Below are 16,467 nucleotides of genomic sequence, written 5' to 3'. Positions count from 1 at the left end.
CACCTCGCCTGCACTGATCGGGGGGCGAAACTGACGATATGCACCGAGACGACGAGCGCCCGAAAAGGCTCAGTGTTTCCGCGCTGGCGGCGGTAGCGAACCCGTCGTACTCGCGAATCGACACCTGGAATCTGCTCGACGACGCGTGCCACCGGCTAGCCGATGTCAGCCGTGCCGGGCTGGACACCACTCACGAAGCTGCCCGGGTGCGGCGCTTGCTCGATCGTCTCGGCGCCTACGAGCGGTACTGGCTGTACCCGGGCGCGGCGAGATTGGCGGCGTTTCGCGGATATGTCGCCGATCTTGCCACGGTGCAGATCACCGAGGAGGTGGCGCTGGCCGTGCGCCTGCTCTCCGAGTACGGCGACGGTGCAGTGGTCTTCGACACCTCCGCGCCGTTGGCTGATCAGGAGCTCGTGGCACGGACCAAACAGCAGCAGTTCTTCACCGTCCTGCTCGGCGACGACTCTCCGCCCGAGGCTCCCGAGAGCCTGGCGGCGAGACTGCGGGCGCTTCGCGACCCGTCCGACGGTGTGCAGTTCGAGCTGCTTGTCGTGGCGAGCATCGAGGACGCCATCACGGCCGTCGCGCTGAACGGTGAGATTCAGGCGGCGATCATCCGGCACGACCTGCCGCTGCGTTCCCGCGACCGGGTGCCGTTGACGACCACGCTGCTCGGCGCGAACGAGGACGTGGTCGTGACAGACCGCACACAGAGCTGGGTCGAATGCGGCGAGTGGATCAAGGAATTGCGGCCGCACATCGACCTGTATCTCCTCACCGACGAGTCGATCGCCGCGGAGACCGAAGACCAGCCGAACGTCTACGACCGCACGTTCTATCGGCTCAACGATGTCACCGACCTGTACAGCACCGTGCTGGCCGGTTTTCGGAGCCGGTTCGCCACACCGTTCTTCGACGCCTTGCGTGCATATGCGGCCGCGCCGGTCGGCCAATTCCACGCCCTTCCCGTCGCGCGCGGTGCCAGTATCTTCAACTCCAGGTCGCTGCAGGACATGGGCGAGTTCTACGGCCGCAACATCTTCATGGCCGAGACGTCGTCCACCTCCGGCGGGCTGGACTCACTGCTGGATCCACACGGCACGATCAGATCGGCGATGGACAAAGCAGCGAAGACATGGTGCGCCGATCACACGTACTTCGTCACCAACGGAACATCGACCGCGAACAAGATCGTGGTGCAGGCCCTGACCCGGCCGGGCGATATCGTTCTGATTGATCGCAATTGCCATCAGTCGCACCACTACGGCCTGGTGCTCGCCGGGGCATACCCGATGTACCTGGACGCCTACCCGCTCGCGCGGTTCGCGATCTACGGAGCCGTGTCCCTGCACACCATCAAGAAGGCGCTGCTGGACCTCGAGGCGGCGGGGCAACTGGACCGGGTGCGCATGCTGCTGCTCACCAACTGCACGTTCGACGGCGTCGTCTACAACCCCCGGCGCGTCATGGAGGAGGTGCTGGCGATCAAGCCGGACATCTGCTTCCTGTGGGACGAGGCGTGGTACGCGTTCGCCACCGCCGTGCCGTGGGCACGGCAGCGGACCGCGATGGTCGCCGCTGAGCAACTCGAATCGACATTGTCCTCGCCTGAGTATGCCGAGGAGTATCGCGCGTGGCGTGCCTCGATGCAGGGGGTCGAGCGTGCCGAGTGGAGCAACCACCGGCTGCTTCCCGATCCCGGGCGGGCGAAGGTACGCGTATATGCGACGCATTCCACCCACAAGTCGTTGTCGGCGCTGCGGCAGGCGTCGATGATCCACGTCCGCGACCAGGATTTCCAAGCTCTCGTCCGGGAGGCGTTCGCTGAGGCGTTCCTGACCCACACCTCGACCTCGCCGAACCAGCAACTGCTGGCGTCGTTGGACCTGGCGCGGCGGCAGGTCGATATCGAGGGCTTCCAGCTGGTCCGGAACGTCTACGAAATGGCGCTGATCTTTCGTCACCGTGTCCGCAAAGACTGGCTGATCGGCAAGTGGTTCCACATCCTGGACGAGGCCGACCTGGTGCCCGGCGAGTTCCGGCGCTCTGAAGTCAGCTCGTACCAGCAGGTCAGATTGGGTGGCTTGGCGGATTGGAACGAGGCGTGGCGGTCCGATCAGTTCGTGCTCGACCCGACTCGGGTCACCCTGTTCATCGGCGAGACCGGCATGAACGGGTTCGAGTTCCGCGAGCAGGTCCTGATGGACCGGTTCGGCATCCAGATCAACAAGACCTCGATCAACAGTGTGCTGTTGATCTTCACGATCGGCGTCACCTGGTCGAGCGTGCACTACCTGCTCGACGTGCTGCGTCGGGTGGCTACCGACTTGGACCGCAGCCTGAACACGGCCGGTGAGGCCGATCGTGCCCTGCATCGGCGACGGGTCGGCGAGATCACCAAGGATCTGCCGGCGTTGCCCGACTTCAGCGAGTTCGACAGCGTGTTTCGTCCCGACGGCGCCAGCTTGTTCGGCGACATACGATCGGCCTTCTATGCCGGGTATGCGGAGTCCGACCGCGAACACGTCCTGCTCGGCGACGCCGGGCGACGGATCGCCAAGGGGAAGACCCTGGTATCCACCACCTTCGTCGTCCCGTACCCGCCCGGCTTCCCGGTGCTGGTGCCAGGTCAGGTGATCTCGCGGGAGATCCTGTATTTCCTGGCCGAACTCGACGTCAGGGAAATTCACGGGTACAACCCCGACCTCGGATTGTCGGTGTTCACCGAGGCCGCGCTCGCCCGGCTGGCCGCGACGCGGCACGCCGTCGCCGCGACGGCCGGCGAGGCGCTGGAGGCAGCTCCGGCATCGGCGTCATTGGGATAACCGGCCGGCCCGGTGTGGAGGCGGTGTGGCCGATGAGCGGCAAACGGGCCCGGCTGCACGTGGATAACGCCAGCTACCCCGAACAACACCCGGCGGAGCCGGAATACCGAAGGTTCCCAGCCTTCGGTCGCGTGTCGCAGTCGAATCTTGCCCGCGTTCTCCAGAGTGCGAACCGGAATCCGGGTGGCGTGGTGGTGGTGCAGTGCCTTTATGGATGGGAGGCTGAAGGTGGCGGGTGGTTGTCGGCTGGCGAATGGCAAGACCCCCGGCGATGTTCACGTCGACCCTTACGGGCGCAGGGCGCTTTTTTGCCCGCCGTGGTTTCGCGGAGGCCTACATCGGGACATGGTTCGGGTGAGGAGCTGAGGGAATGCGCATCGTGGTTGATCTGAATCGGTGTCAGGGGTACGCGCAGTGTGTTCCGCTGGCGCCGGATGTGCTCGAACTGCGGGGTGAGGAGGCGCTGGTATACGACCCCAACCCCGATGACGTGCAGCGCCAGCGGGTGTTACGGGCGGCGGCGTCGTGCCCGGTACAGGCCATCCTGCTGGAGACCTACACCCCCGACGGGACGGAGCAGGCGGGGTGAGCACCGCGCCGCTGGTCGCGGACCTGGTCAGGACCTTTCGGGCCGAGGGCCGCATCGTGATCGTGGGGGCGTCGCTGGCCGGGTTGCGCGCCGCGGAGACTTTGCGGGAGAAGGGCTTTCGTGGGCGGCTGACCCTCATCGGTGACGAGCCGCACGAGCCGTACGACCGGCCGCCGCTGTCCAAGCAGGTCCTCGAGGGATGGGTTCGCGCCGATCACACCAAGTTGCCCCGGATGCGGGCGATCGACGCCGACTGGCGGCTGGGTGTGGCCGCGACCGGATTGGACCGGGTGAATCGGCGGGTCTTGCTGGCCACCGGGGACACGGTGCCCTACGACCGGCTGCTCATCGCCACCGGCGTTCGAGCGCGGCCCTGGTTCAACCCGGCGGAGGGCGCCTTGGCGGGGGTGTTCACGCTGCGCACGTGCGATGACTCGGCCCGGCTGCAAGCAGCGTTGCACGCGGGCCCGAAGCGGGTTCTCGTGGTCGGTTCGGGGTTCGTCGGCTCGGAGATTGCCTCGGTGTGCCGGGAGCTGGGGGGGCCGGTGACCGTCGCCGAGCGTGGCGGCGGACCGCTGGTGGGGCCGCTGGGCGGGGTGATCGGCGACATCGCCACACGAATGCAGCGCGCGGCCGGGGTCGACTTGCGCACCGGGGTGTCGGTGGAAGCGCTCGACGGTGACGTCGGCGGGCATGTGCGCCGCGCCCGGATCTCCGATGGGACCACGTTGGATGTGGATGTGGTGGTGGCGTCGTTGGGGTCGATCCGTAACGTCGAGTGGCTGCGGGGCGCCGGTCTGGCCGCTGGTTTCTGGGGAGTCGGGTGCGATGCGGGTTGCCGGGCGTTCGACGTCAACGGGGTGGTGACCGACAACATCTTCGTGGCCGGAGATGTCGCGCGTCAGCCACACGTGCTGTATGAGTATCAGTTCATCTCGATGGAGCACTGGGACAACGCCGTGTGCGGGGCACAGGTCGCCGCGAACAACATGATCAGCCTCGAGACCGACCGGCGACCGCATCTGCCGCTGCCCTCGTTCTGGTCCGGCCAATTCGGAGTGAACATCAAGGGTGTAGGAGTGTGCTCGTTCGGCGATGAGATCGCGTTCACCCAGGGTTCCCCCGCCGACTATCGCTTCGCCGCCACCTACGGCCGCCGAGGCCGCATCGTCGGTGCGGTGACGTTCAACCACGGCAAGTGGCTGCCGTACTACGCGGCGATGATCGAGCGCTCGGCGCCGTTCCCGCCGCCATCGCCGGGCTACGACCAAGCCCCCGATGTCACTCCTGTGCCGGCCCGCTTCCCCGATCCGCGAGTACCGACCGAGATTCCCGACGTGGTGCTGACCGGTCACGATCCCACCTCCCGGGGCGCGGAGTTCCACTGAACAAGGGAGCCGATATGACTGCAGCAACCGCCTGGGCGGAAGCGATGAAATACGAACACCGCGCCGACCCCTACCCGTTCTTCGACCAGTTGCGCCGAACCCCGGTCGCGCGGGTAGCCGACAACCTGTACGTGGTGACCGGCTACCAGGAACTGCTGACACTGGCCCATGACCCCCGGATCAGCTCCGACATCAGCCGCAGCCCCCTGGGCACAGCCCTGACGACGGGACCCGGCCCGGAACCCGGCGCCGAGGACATGCAGGTCTATGACCGCCGACCCAGCATCATCATGTCCGATCCCCCGGGACACGATCGGGCACGCCGACAGGTCATGCGGCACTTCGGCCCACCGCACTCACCCGATGTCATCCCCGGCAAGGAACCCGACATCGTGCGGTTGTGCAACCAGCTGCTCGATCACATCGAGGCCACCGGCAAGACCCGGCTGGACGTGGTCGAGGACTACGCCTATCCGGTGCCGGTGACGGTGATCTGCAGAATCCTCGGGATCCCGCTCACAGACGAGCCCCGGTTCCATGCCTGGATTCAGCACATGTTGACCGGCACGGATCTGGGCCCGGATGCGGCCACCGAGCAGGGCAGAGCCCGCACCGAGCAGGCCCACGCGAGCCGTGACGCACTCCTGCGATATCTGGCCGCCTTGATCGAGCAGCTCCAGCGCGAGCCCGGACCAGGATTGTTGTCCGAATTGATTCACGACGACGGCCCCGATGGTCCGATGCCTCCCGAACAGGCGTTGTCCAATGCGATGCTGCTACTCGTCGCCGGTCATGACTCCACGGTCAACACCATTTCCAACTGCGTGATGACCCTGCTGCGCAACCCCGGCGCCTACGACCAGCTGCGCAGCCGAACGGAACTGCTTCCTCGCGCGATCGAAGAGGTCCAGCGGCTGCAGGCCGCGGTGCAGTTCTTTCCCAGCCGCAGCACCACCGCCGATATCGATATCGGCGGCACCATCATCCCGAAAGGCGCTGCGGTGCACCTGGTCTACGCCGCAGCCAACCGCGACCCGAACAGATTCGCCAACCCGAACCACTTCGACATCCAACGCCCCGACAACGAACACTTCGGCTGGGGCAGCGGAATCCACACCTGCCTCGGCGGCCCGCTCGCACGACTGGAGATCAACCTGGCGCTGGAAACCTTCCTACGCCGCGTCGCCGCACCCCGCCTGGTCGTCGACCCGCCACCCTATCGGCGAAGCCAGATCTTCCGCGGCCCCCGACACCTGCTCATCGACTTCGACCACATCACCGACTGAGCAGGACCCAACACCGAATACATCCAGCAACTCGACAACCACCGAAGTGAACACGACTTCGAAAATGGGGCTGCGCCTTCCCCGGTCTTCTCGGCCTGCCGCAGCGCCAGCAGGATGTTGACCACGGCCGGGTAGGTCCCCGCGGCGATATCCGCCAGGACGGTCACCGGCAGACTCGGCGCACCCTCGGCGTCGGTCACCACGCCCAAGAGCGCGGCCTCGGCCATATAGTTCAGGTCGTGTCCCGCGCGCCCGGCATGTGGCCCGGAAGGGGCATTCACAGACGTTTTGCCACAGATCAGTTCGCTGCAGCCCACCCGGACCGGCGTCCCCGCCCGAGAGCGGGCCCGGCACAGTTCAGGTCCAGATTCGGCTAATCTCTTGTCCAGCAACAGAACTCGATTTTCACCCGACCGCTCAGGCATGACCAACAAGACCAACAGGTAAGACAACCCGCCCAGCACACACGATCAGTGCGCCATGAGCCGACCCGACGCCGTCGGATCAATCAGTGCCTATGTGGGCAACGAGCCGTCCGACCACGGCACCGGCGTGCAATCTGCCCAGACCGTCCGGTATCTCGTCGAATTCGATGGCGGTGATGATCGGGTCGAGACCTCCCTGGGCGATGAGGGCGTAGACACTCTCGATATCGGCGATGTCACCACCGTTCGAACCGACCAATCGGCATTGATTGGTGATGAGGGATTTGGTGTCGATCGTCGCCTCGAGCCTGCCCATGCCGACCAGGACCACGGTCCCGTCGCGGTGGATGATGTCCACCGCGGCGGCCGTCGTGGTGCCGAAGCCCGCGAAATCGATGATGACGTCCAGCTTTTCGTCGGCCAGGTCCCGTACGTCGGCGACGAATCGCTTGGCGCCGATCTCCTCGGCCAAGGCTCGCAGCTTCGGATTGACCTCCGCCACGAATACTTCCGCGCCGCGCAGGACCGCCACGCGGGCGCCGATCTGGCCCAGTCCGCCGAGCCCGATGATCCCGACCCGGGTACCGGCGGTGATATTTCCAGCGGTGACGACGGCCCGATACGAGGTCATCCCGGCATCGGTGCCGACCGCGGCCTGCGCGAAGGAGACACCGTCCGGGATGCGGACCAGATCCGCGTGTCTGGCAGTGGCTTTCGCGGCGAAGCCGCCATCGCGATAGTAGCCGGGCATGGTCAGCGTCAGCGGGCAGATCGCCGCGCGGTCGCCGACCTGCCATCCGGTGACGCCCGCGCCGACCTCGGAGACGACACCGGCGACCTCGTGTCCGATGGTGATGGGCCGCTTCGCCAGGAGCGAAAGCCAACCCGGGTCCTCGAGCAACCCGACATCGGAGTGGCACAGTCCCGCGGCCTTGACCTCCAGGACGACCTCACCCGGTTCGGCGACGGGCTCGGGGACCTCGGCCAGGTCGAGCGGCTCGCCGGTGCCGGTGAATTGCCATGCGCGCATGGGCTTTACCTCCTAATCGATGCTTGCTCCGGCGAGCACGGCATCGTGATGCCGCGCGCCCTCCGTGAACAGCGCCGCGTCACTGGTGGCACGACGGAAATACAGGTGGGCGGGATGTTCCCAGGTGAAGCCGATCCCGCCGTGCAGGTGGATGTTCTCGCGGGCGCAATCGCCGAACGCCCGGCCGCACACGATGGCCGCCAACGACGCGGCCGAGGCCAGTCGGGGCGAGCGCGTGTGCAGCGCCCAGACGGCGTGGTCGAGGGCCGAGCGCGCGTCGTCGACGAGGATCGCCAGATCCGCGCATCGGTGCTTGATCGCTTGGAACGAGCCGATCGTCCGGCCGAACTGCACCCGGACCTTGATGTGCTCCACCGCCATCCGCAGGGTCTCCTCGGCTCCGGCCAGCTGTTCGCAGGCCACCGCGACGTCCAGCAGGTCTCGCAGGTCCGCGAGAACCGTGTCCGCGGTCCCCGGACCCGCGATGGGACGCGCGGGCGCGTCCGTGAAGTCGAGGCGGGCGAAGGTGCGGGTGAGGTCCATCGAGTCCTGGACCTGTACCGAGACGCCGGGGGCGTCGGTGTCGACGGCGAACAGCTGGGGCCCGTCCCCGGTGTCGGCACGCACGAAAGCCCAAGCGGCGGTGTCCCCGTCGAGCACGAACGAGGTGAAGCCGCTGATCGTCCAGGTCCCCGCCCGCATCGTGGCGTCCAGCGCCTGCGTCGTGGCCCCGTCGGTGCGAAGCGCTCCGAGCGCGACGGTCGCGGTGCGGGAACCATCGAGCAGGGCGGGCAGCATATCGGCGCGCGCCGCCTCATCGCCGGCTCGGGCCAGAAGCCCCTGGGCCAGGACCACCGAACCGAGGATCGGCAGCGGCGAGAGCACACGGCCCGCCTCCTCGAGCACGATCGCCAATCCGGCCGATCCGATTCCGGCACCGCCGAATTCGTCGGGCTCCGCGACACCTGCCAGGCCCAGTTCGGTACACGCGCGCCGCCACCGCGCCGGATTCCATCGCGGTTGCCCCGACGTGCCTGCGGCGATGTCGTCCTCGCGCAGGAACTCTCGAACCACCGTGCGCAAGGTGTCCAGATCCGCGTCCTGTCGCAGGATCATCGGCTCATCTCCTGTGCGGAGGCGTTCAGTTCGTCACGTAGCTTGCGGCGCAACAGTTTTCCGGTCTCGTTGAACGGCAGTTCGGTCCATTCGTGGATCCGGGCCGGGACCCGGGTGGACCGCAAGCGCTCCCTGACCCAGTCCTGCAACGCCGGTTCATCGACGACGGCGCCGGGTGCGGCGACGACGACCGCTTCGACGCGCTCACCCCACTCCCGATCGCCGACACCGACCACCGCGGCCTCGGCCACGGCCGGGTGCTCGGCGAGCACATCCTCGATCTCGCCCGGCGAGATGTTCTCCCCGCCCCGCACGATGACATCGTCGGCGCGACCGTCCAGGAACAGATAACCCTCCGCGTCGAGCCACCCCCGATCGCGGGTCGGATACCAGCCCTCGCGGTCGAGAGCACTGTGCGAGGTGTACTCCCCCGCGACCTGCTCGCCGCGAACGAACACCTCCCCGGGCTGCCCGTGCGGCACGGGCGCACCGTCCGCATCGCGGATCTCCACCTCGATCGTGGGCACCGGACGGCCGACCGAACCGAGCCGCGCGCGTACCTCCGGCGTTTCACCTGCGAGCGCCTCGCGGTGATCCTGCGGCCCGAGCACGGCGATGGTCGAACTGGTCTCGGTCAGACCGTAGGCATTGACGAAATCGACCGCCGGAAGCAGCCGCATCGCGCGTTCCACCGTCTGGCGCGGCATCCGGCCGCCGCCGTAGGACAGCGTTCGCAGGGCCGGCACCGTCGCACCCGTGGCCTCCAGCACGTCGAGAATCCGGCCCAGCATGGTCGGCACGACCATCGCCTGGGTGATGCGTTGCGCCGCAGCGAGTTCCACCCATGCCTCCGGGGAGAACGCGGGCAGCTGCACCATCCTGCGCCCCGAATAGACCGAGCTGAGCACCGAACTGATGCCGGCGATGTGATAGTTCGGCACCGAGACGAGAATCGCCTCGTCCTCACCGGCGTTCCAGAACTCCACCGTGCCGATGATGTAGTTGGTCAGGTGACGATGCCGGAGCACGGCGGCCTTGGGGACACCGGTCGTGCCGCTGGTGAACAGCAATACCGCGGGGTCGTCGGGATCGACGAACGGCAACTCGTCCTCCCCCGCCGGGGAAAGCGCGTCGGTCAGAACATCATTTGTGTACCGAACCTCGACGCCCGCCCGCGGCGTGATGCGTTGCGCGGCAGAAGATCCGGCGACGACGGTGACCGGGGCCAGTCGGTCCACGGCCTCGTTCAGTTGCGCGTCGGTGAGACGATAGTTCAACGGCACGAAGGGAATTCCGGCCAACGCCGCCCCGAACAACAGGACCGGAACAGCGGGGGTGTTCAGGTCCAGCACGGCGATGTTCGCATGGCCCGATTCCCGCCACCGCGCCGCCAGGGCACGCGAACGGTGCAGCAACTGGCGATAGGTCAGACCGTGGGACCCGGCGCCGACGGCGATCCGGTCGGGTCCGGACTCCGTGGCCATCTCGAGCAGCATGGCTAGATTCACGGAATCTCCTCAGTCCGAAGAGGGCAGCGCTTTGGCGGCCTTGATGGTGAGCTGTCGCCCGGCGACCGACAACGTCCCGGCCCCCGCCTTGACGCACAGGACCTCGAGACCGCTGTCCGTGTCCTCGTATCGTTTGCCGACCTGCGTGCCCGCGCCGGGTTGCCCGCCTCCGGTCGCGGAGCCGGCCGCCTCGGTCATCGGCGCTCCCCCGCAGTCCGGGACGAGATCGCCCACGGGCCGCACGACGACGACGACGGTGTCACATACGGTGCTGTACAGCCTGGTGCCAGGTTTCATCTGTCTTCTCCTCGAAAAATGTGTCGGGTCAGGCGAGCTCGAGATCCTCGAGGACGTCGCGGAACTTGTCCCGGGCCCGGTCCCGGCGAGCGGGCAGGTGCCCGCTCGGGAACAACCCCGTCGCCGGCTCGACGCGCCGCAGCAGCTGCTTGGCGACCTGAATCTTGTGCAGCTCGGTGGCGCCGTCGGCCAGCCCCATGTGATAGCTCTCCATCACCCAGCTGCCGAACGGCATCTCGGTCGAGATTCCCAGCGATCCGTGCAGCTGGATGGCGCGGCCCGCCACGTCGAGCAGCACCTTCGGCATGGCGGCCTTGACCGCGGAGATATCGATGAGGACCTTGCGGTAGTCGTTGTATTTGTCGATCTTCCACGCGGTCTGCAGGACCAGCAGGCGGAACTGCTGCAGCTGGATCCACGAGTCCGCGATCATCTCCTGCACGAGCTGGTGATCGGCGAGCGTGCCGCCGCGACTGGACCGGGAGACCGCCCGCTCGAGCATCATGTCCAGCGACTGCTGAACCAGGCCGACCGTGCGCATCGCATGGTGGATCCGGCCGCCGCCCAGGCGGGTCTGGGCCACCGCGAAGCCCTGGCCGCGTTCGCCGAGCAAGTGGTCCCGCGGAATGCGCACATCGGTGTACCGGATGTAAGCGTGTGTGCCGCCGAGGTTTTCGTGACCGCAGACCTCCACGTCCCGGATGATCTCGATTCCGGGAGTGTCCGCCGGGACGACGAACATCGAGGCGCGGTGATGCCGGTCCGCTTCGGGATCGGTCACCGCCATGACGATCAGGAAGGAGGCGAAGCTCGCGTGCGAGGAGAACCACTTCTCGCCGTTGATGACCCACTCGTCCCCATCGAGTTCGGCGCGGGTGAGGAAGGCCGTCGGATCCGAACCACCCTGGGGTTCGGTCATCGAATACGCGGAGACGATCTCGTTCTCCAGCAGCGGTTCGAGATAGCGTCGCTTCAATTCCGGCGTGCCGTAATGCGCGAGGATCTCCGCATTGCCCGAATCCGGTGCCTGACAACCGAATACCACCGGTCCGCTGTGGGTGCGGCCGAGCTTCTCGTTGAGCAGCGCGAGCTTGAGCTGCCCGAACCCGGGACCGCCGAGTTCGGGCCCGAGATGGCAGGCCCACAGCTTGCGTTCACGCACCTGCTGCTGCAGCGGCTTGATCAGCGCATTGCGCAGGGGATCGGCGACGTCCCAGGCGTGAGCGACGACACGGTCGATGGGCTCGACTTCGTCGGTGACGAATCGATCGACCCATTCCAGGTCGGCGCGATAGTCGTTGTCGGGTTCGAATCCCCAGGTCATGAGTTGGTCATCCTTTCGGCTCAGCGACTGAGCACGGTGCATGCGCTGATGCCCGGGGCACCGTAGACATGCGTGAACGCGGTGCGCGGCGAGCCGGGAACCTGTCGTTCTCCAGCGGCGCCGCGTAACTGGAGGACGTTCTCGTAGACCTGCCGCAGTCCCGTGGCCCCGATGGGCTCGCCGTTCGCGAGCACCCCGCCGTCGGTGTTGATCGGCAACCGCCCGCCGATCGCTGTGGCTCCGGATCGGATCAGCGATTCCTGCTCGCCGTGTTCACACAGACCGGTCTCGGCCATATGCATGATCTCCGCGCCGGATTCGGTGTCCTGGATCTGAGCCAGATCGATATCCCGCGGGCCGATGCCCGCACTCTCGAACGCCGCCGCGGCCGCCTCCACCGTGGGACCGGCCACGACCTCGGGGGCGGTCCACGGACTGTAGACCTCGAACGAGCCGAACCGCCGGGAGCGGAATTCACACGCGCGCAAATGGATCGGCGGACGCGGGAAGCGCGCGGCGTGGTCGGCGCGCGCCAGGACCAGGGCCACTGCGCCTTCGCCGGGTGAGCAGAACATGTACTGGGTCAGCGGATAGCTGATCATCGGCGCGCCGGCTATCGCCTCGGCCGTCAATGCCTTGCGCCGCCAGGCATTCGGATTGAGCGACCCGTTCGCGAACGCCTTGGCGGCCACCTGCGCGAGGGTTGCCCGCTCGATTCCGTGCATCCGCATGTAGCGCTGGATCTTCATGGCGAAGAACTGCGTCGTCACCATCATTCCGGTCTCGCCGTACCAATCGCCCAGGCCCAGATTGGCGGGGTCCTCGTTGAACGCCCCGGGTGGATGCTTGTCGAAGCCGACCACCACGCCGAGGTCGTAGGCGCCCGATCGGATCGCATGGCGCGCACTGGTCAGCGCCGAGCCGCCGGTGCCGCAGCCGTTCGAGACGTTGATGAACGGCAGACCCGTCATCCCCAGATCCGAGACCAGGCTGTCCGCGTCTCCGGCGGAATAGCTTCCGCCGTAAGCGAATTGAACATCGGGCCAGTCCACTCCGGCATCCGCGAGGGCCAGCCGGACCGCATGCGCTCCCTGCGCGCGACCGCTCACCCCCGGGGTACGGCCGAAGGGATGGATGCCGATGCCGACGATCACCACGTCGTCCGAGGTCATCAGTTGTCCTCACTTTCGGTCTCGATCGGGGCGAAGGCGAAGGTCAGCACGGTGGCGCCGTCCGCGTCGGTATACGCCGGGCGCAAACACAATCCGACTCGGGTCACCTGCTCCAGCACGTCCGGATCGTTCTCGGTCAGGATCGATTCGACGATCACCTCACCCAGATCTACATATCCGACGCCGTACGGAGTGAACGAGCCGTTCGAGCGGTAGGGCGGCTTGGGTTCGAAACCCTGGACCGTGAAGGCCCACAGATCGCCTTCGCGCGGCAACTCGTGCGCGGACATGGACAGCCCGGCGCAGCGAGGGCAGGAGTTCTGGAACGGGAACGTCACCGTCGCGCAGTCCCCGCACCGGCTGCCCCGCAGAACGGCTCCGGCGCCGGTGTCGGGATCGGCCCCGTCCGCGAAGAGGGACAGGTCGACCAGACGATTCGGCATCGCAGTCATCTCCTTGTCTGTGAATGGTTTTCGGCACATGGGCGCGGACCGCGGGAAGGGGGCGCACTGTGCGGACATCCGAATGGGATGACGGACCGAGAAATCTCTCCGGTCAAGCTCAGCCTATTCCTCATGATGAATTTTGGCAACAGCCATTCGGGCCAGGTACGGCTAGCGCGGCAGGTCGCGCCAGGCGGTACCGCGATCGGCTCGCGGCTCGGGCGGCAGACCGAGCCAGCGCTCGGCGATGATGTTGCGCTGGATCTCGTCCGATCCGCCCGCGATGCGGTATCCGGGAGCACCCAGCACATGCTGACCCCAGGCGTAGGTGCCCCATTCGCCGGAATCCACGACCAGCCGCGGTCCCAGTGCGGCGGTGACGAATTCGGAGATCCCACTCATCCGGCGCACCCATTGCATCTTGCGGATCGAGCCGAGCGCACCCAGGGGTTCGCCGTTGCGCTGGGCCTGTTCGTCGCGAGCGCGGGCGATGTCCGCGAGCCGATCCGCGATGATCACCTCGGCCAGTTTCCGGCGCAGCAGCGGATCACGATCCGCCCCGGTGTGCCGGGCCAGCGCCATCGCCTGCGCACAACTGCCTCCGACCCCGGTGTTGGCCGAGCTCGCGCCGCGTTCGAAGCCCAGGGTGGTCAGCGCGGCCTGCCATCCGTGGCCCACCTCGCCGAGGCGCAGACTGTCGGGGATGCGCACGTCGTCGAAGAAGACCTCGTTGAAGCTGGTGCCGCCGGACATCTGGCGCAGCGGGCGCACCCGGATGCCGGGCAGCTCCAGGGGCACCAGGAAGGCGGTCATCCCTTGATGTTTCGGCACATCGGGATCGGTGCGCGCGATCAGCTCACCCCACTGCGCGAATTGGGCGCCGGAGGTCCACACCTTCTGCCCGTTGACGATCCAGGCATCACCGTCGCGGACCGCGCGGGTTCCCAGGGCGGCGAGATCCGAGCCCGCGCCCGGCTCGGAGAACAGCTGACACGCCAATTCCGCACCGCTCAACAGTGGGCCGATGAACCGCTGCCGCTGTTCCGCAGTGCCGAGCAGCCGGATCGTGGGCGCGATCAATCGCACTGTGACCGAGAGCAATTCGTGCATACCGCCGGTGTCGAACGCCCGTTCCTCCTCGGCGAAGGCCTCCTCGAATTCCGGTGGAAGCCCTCGGCCGCCGAATTCCTCGGGCCACTCGAGCGCACCGTAGCCCGCCTCGAATTTGCGGCGCTGCCACTGCCGGAGCCGGTCGAGCAGAGCGCGCTCGTCATCGTGCGACAGGTTGTGGAATACCGAGACGTCGTCCGAGCCGGTCCCCCACGCGGCCTCCGCCGAGTCGGTGCGCGGGAGCGGAGTGCTGTTGGCGTGCAACCATTCTCGTGCCTGCGCACGGAACTCCCGCAGGGCCGCCTCACTCATCGGACACCTTCCTTCCGCCATCGTGTGGTTCCTCGACTCGGTGCGGCCGCTCACGACAGCAGTTCCAGAGCTCGCCGGGCCAGCGGGCCGACCGCGGCCCCGCGCTCGCCCATCCGGGCATCCGGGGTCTGCCCCCGGACGAACCGCGCGTACAACTGCTGCAGGATCACCGCGGTCTTCCAGCATCCGAATGCCTCGTACCACCCGATATCGGTCAGATCCAGCGTGCTGCGCAGGGCATATCGTTCGACGATCTCCGCGCGGGAAGAAAGCTGTAGCGCCGACATGCCGGGGACGGCGGTGAACGCGGCATCGGAGTCCGGGGCGACCGTGGAGTCCGGCCAATAGTTCAGCAGCGTCCCGAGATCGACCAGGGTGTCACCGAGCGTGGCCATGTCCCAATCGAATACCGACACCACACGGTCCGGATCACCGAGCGCGAACTGGCAGTTGTCGACCTTGTAGTCGTTGTGCACGATGCCGCTGCGCTGACTGCGCGGCGCGCTCGCCGCCAGACGCTCCCCCAGGGTCCGCACCGCGCCCGCGGTCGCCTCGTCGGTCGCCTCCGCTGCCACGGCCTCCCACCGGGTTCGCCAGCCACGCAGTTGCCGCTCCAGGTAGCCGTCCGGGCGGCCCAGATCGTTCAGATCGACTGCGGCGGGGTCGATCTCGTGCAGATCGGCGAGCGCGTCGACGACCGCGAATCCGATTCGCACCCCGGTGTCGGCGAATTCGCGCATCGAGTCCGGGATCTGGTCCCACACCACGATGCCCGAACGGTATTCGCTGACCATGAATTCCGCGCCGATCACCGACGGGTCGGCACAGTGCAGCAGGGCGCGAGGCGCCCGCGCGTACTGCCGGTGCAGTCGCGAGAGCACCTTGTACTCCCTGCCCATGTCGTGTGCTCCGGGGGCCAGTTGGCCGAACGGCGGACGGCGTACCACCAGCGGCGTGTCACCGATCGACACCCGATAGGTGAGATTGGCCGAACCCCTGGGGAATTGCAGCACGGTCAACTCGCCGCTGAGCTCGGGCAGGTTCCGGCGCAGATAGGCGTCCAAGGCCGCCCAGTCCAGTTCCTCCCCGGGCCGTACGGGGGCGAGTTCGGCCCGGATGTTCTGCTCGGCGTGCATCAGTGCTCGGCCTCCTCGATACTCCAGCGGGGCAGGACGACGGAATTGCCCTTCGGATCGGCGCCCAGATCCTCGAAATCCGCTACGACACATGTTTTTTCGGATACCTCGGCGCGGCCGGGCAGATATCCGATCATCCGGACCTCCGGGCAGTGGTCGACATCGATCAGCACGACCGTGTACGGCACCGGAAACCATGGGTGGACCTGGTGTTCCACGATGGTCCAGGACCGGACCCGGCCGCGCCGGGGAATGTCCTGCCACTGCAACGTGTCACCTCCGCAGTGCACGCAGAACGGCCGCGGCAGGTGGGTGCGCCCGCCGCAGTCCGAACAGGTCAGGACCGTCAACCGGCCCTGCGCGGCAGCGGCGAAGAAGCCGCCTGACGCGGGATCGGTGACGACCGGGGCCAAGCGCGCGTTTGCCGCCTCCGGCCCTGACCCGCTCATGCCGTGCCCATCGGGCATGACCGGGGGGCCTGCGTGGTAACGCTCCGCTGCCGC

Annotated in this window: 15 protein-coding genes; 4 read left to right on the top strand and 11 right to left on the bottom strand. The window is 67.2% G+C overall.

Features of this window, described 5'->3' with window-relative positions:
• The first annotated feature begins 38 nt into the window (after positions 1-38).
• The 4 genes from K7711_RS11640 (at position 39) to K7711_RS11625 (ending at position 6,091) form a co-directional block, all read left to right on the top strand.
• Entirely contained in the window at positions 39-2,828 is a 2,790-nt protein-coding gene (locus tag K7711_RS11640; RefSeq protein WP_222968296.1) for an aminotransferase class I/II-fold pyridoxal phosphate-dependent enzyme, read from the top strand.
• A 370-nt stretch (positions 2,829-3,198) separates the two neighbouring features.
• Entirely contained in the window at positions 3,199-3,417 is a 219-nt protein-coding gene (locus K7711_RS11635; RefSeq protein ID WP_222968294.1) for a ferredoxin, read from the top strand.
• Positions 3,414-4,805 carry an NAD(P)/FAD-dependent oxidoreductase gene (locus K7711_RS11630; protein WP_308014642.1) on the top strand — a complete coding sequence of 464 codons (1,392 nt, stop codon included), beginning with the start codon at positions 3,414-3,416 and terminating at the stop codon, positions 4,803-4,805. The genes K7711_RS11635 and K7711_RS11630 overlap by 4 nt, the downstream gene beginning before the upstream one ends.
• Positions 4,806-4,819: 14 nt before the next feature.
• Positions 4,820-6,091, top strand: a complete 1,272-nt coding sequence (locus K7711_RS11625) for a cytochrome P450 (protein ID WP_222968292.1) — start codon at positions 4,820-4,822, stop codon at positions 6,089-6,091.
• Here the strand turns inward: K7711_RS11625 and K7711_RS11620 are convergent.
• From K7711_RS11620 to K7711_RS11570, 11 genes are all read right to left on the bottom strand, one after another.
• Positions 6,022-6,516 (bottom strand): CoA transferase, encoded by a 495-nt coding sequence (locus K7711_RS11620; protein WP_222969309.1) that lies wholly within the window; start codon positions 6,514-6,516, stop codon positions 6,022-6,024. The genes K7711_RS11625 and K7711_RS11620 overlap by 70 nt on opposite strands.
• Before the next feature lie 79 nt (positions 6,517-6,595).
• The gene (locus tag K7711_RS11615) at positions 6,596-7,546 is read right to left on the bottom strand and encodes a zinc-binding dehydrogenase (protein WP_222968284.1); all 951 of its coding nucleotides are present in this window, start codon (positions 7,544-7,546) and stop codon (positions 6,596-6,598) included.
• A 12-nt stretch (positions 7,547-7,558) separates the two neighbouring features.
• Positions 7,559-8,662 carry an acyl-CoA dehydrogenase family protein gene (locus tag K7711_RS11610; RefSeq protein ID WP_222968281.1) on the bottom strand — a complete coding sequence of 368 codons (1,104 nt, stop codon included), beginning with the start codon at positions 8,660-8,662 and terminating at the stop codon, positions 7,559-7,561.
• Entirely contained in the window at positions 8,659-10,170 is a 1,512-nt protein-coding gene (locus tag K7711_RS11605; RefSeq protein ID WP_222968279.1) for a class I adenylate-forming enzyme family protein, read from the bottom strand. Before K7711_RS11605 ends, K7711_RS11610 begins: the two co-directional genes overlap by 4 nt.
• A 9-nt stretch (positions 10,171-10,179) precedes the next feature.
• Positions 10,180-10,467: a hypothetical protein gene (locus tag K7711_RS11600; RefSeq protein WP_222968277.1), complete on the bottom strand. Its 288-nt coding sequence runs from the start codon at positions 10,465-10,467 to the stop codon at positions 10,180-10,182.
• A gap of 28 nt (positions 10,468-10,495) precedes the next feature.
• Positions 10,496-11,791 carry an acyl-CoA dehydrogenase family protein gene (locus K7711_RS11595; RefSeq protein ID WP_222968275.1) on the bottom strand — a complete coding sequence of 432 codons (1,296 nt, stop codon included), beginning with the start codon at positions 11,789-11,791 and terminating at the stop codon, positions 10,496-10,498.
• Positions 11,792-11,811: 20 nt separating this feature from the next.
• Positions 11,812-12,963, bottom strand: coding sequence for a thiolase family protein (locus K7711_RS11590; RefSeq protein ID WP_222968266.1), 1,152 nt, complete (start codon positions 12,961-12,963; stop codon positions 11,812-11,814).
• On the bottom strand, positions 12,963-13,406 hold the full coding sequence (locus K7711_RS11585; RefSeq protein ID WP_222968264.1) for a Zn-ribbon domain-containing OB-fold protein: 444 nt from the start codon (positions 13,404-13,406) through the stop codon (positions 12,963-12,965). The genes K7711_RS11590 and K7711_RS11585 overlap by 1 nt, the downstream gene beginning before the upstream one ends.
• Positions 13,407-13,577: 171 nt before the next feature.
• Entirely contained in the window at positions 13,578-14,828 is a 1,251-nt protein-coding gene (locus tag K7711_RS11580) for an acyl-CoA dehydrogenase family protein (RefSeq protein ID WP_222968262.1), read from the bottom strand.
• A gap of 50 nt (positions 14,829-14,878) precedes the next feature.
• Entirely contained in the window at positions 14,879-15,964 is a 1,086-nt protein-coding gene (locus K7711_RS11575) for a phosphotransferase family protein (protein ID WP_222968260.1), read from the bottom strand.
• A complete protein-coding gene (locus K7711_RS11570; RefSeq protein WP_222968258.1) occupies positions 15,964-16,413 on the bottom strand; it encodes a Zn-ribbon domain-containing OB-fold protein in 450 nt (149 codons plus the stop codon). Before K7711_RS11570 ends, K7711_RS11575 begins: the two co-directional genes overlap by 1 nt.
• Positions 16,414-16,467: the final 54 nt, after the last annotated feature.

This window comes from Nocardia coffeae (genome assembly GCF_019890715.1).
GTDB classification, from domain to species: Bacteria; Actinomycetota; Actinomycetes; order Mycobacteriales; family Mycobacteriaceae; genus Nocardia; species Nocardia jiangxiensis.
The sequence above is the reverse complement of the archived record's forward strand: the minus strand, read 5'-3'. Positions and strand labels throughout refer to the sequence as shown.

Coding starts and splice junctions, on each gene's coding strand:
- K7711_RS11620 (WP_222969309.1), bottom strand. CDS start 6,516: ATGCCTGAGCGGTCGGGTGAAAATCGAGTTCTGTTGCTGGACAAGAGA.
- K7711_RS11610 (WP_222968281.1), bottom strand. CDS start 8,662: ATGATCCTGCGACAGGACGCGGATCTGGACACCTTGCGCACGGTGGTT.
- K7711_RS11595 (WP_222968275.1), bottom strand. CDS start 11,791: ATGACCTGGGGATTCGAACCCGACAACGACTATCGCGCCGACCTGGAA.
- K7711_RS11625 (WP_222968292.1), top strand. CDS start 4,820: ATGACTGCAGCAACCGCCTGGGCGGAAGCGATGAAATACGAACACCGC.
- K7711_RS11590 (WP_222968266.1), bottom strand. CDS start 12,963: ATGACCTCGGACGACGTGGTGATCGTCGGCATCGGCATCCATCCCTTC.
- K7711_RS11585 (WP_222968264.1), bottom strand. CDS start 13,406: ATGCCGAATCGTCTGGTCGACCTGTCCCTCTTCGCGGACGGGGCCGAT.
- K7711_RS11575 (WP_222968260.1), bottom strand. CDS start 15,964: ATGCACGCCGAGCAGAACATCCGGGCCGAACTCGCCCCCGTACGGCCC.
- K7711_RS11600 (WP_222968277.1), bottom strand. CDS start 10,467: ATGAAACCTGGCACCAGGCTGTACAGCACCGTATGTGACACCGTCGTC.
- K7711_RS11570 (WP_222968258.1), bottom strand. CDS start 16,413: ATGAGCGGGTCAGGGCCGGAGGCGGCAAACGCGCGCTTGGCCCCGGTC.
- K7711_RS11615 (WP_222968284.1), bottom strand. CDS start 7,546: ATGCGCGCATGGCAATTCACCGGCACCGGCGAGCCGCTCGACCTGGCC.
- K7711_RS11580 (WP_222968262.1), bottom strand. CDS start 14,828: ATGAGTGAGGCGGCCCTGCGGGAGTTCCGTGCGCAGGCACGAGAATGG.
- K7711_RS11635 (WP_222968294.1), top strand. CDS start 3,199: ATGCGCATCGTGGTTGATCTGAATCGGTGTCAGGGGTACGCGCAGTGT.
- K7711_RS11640 (WP_222968296.1), top strand. CDS start 39: ATGCACCGAGACGACGAGCGCCCGAAAAGGCTCAGTGTTTCCGCGCTG.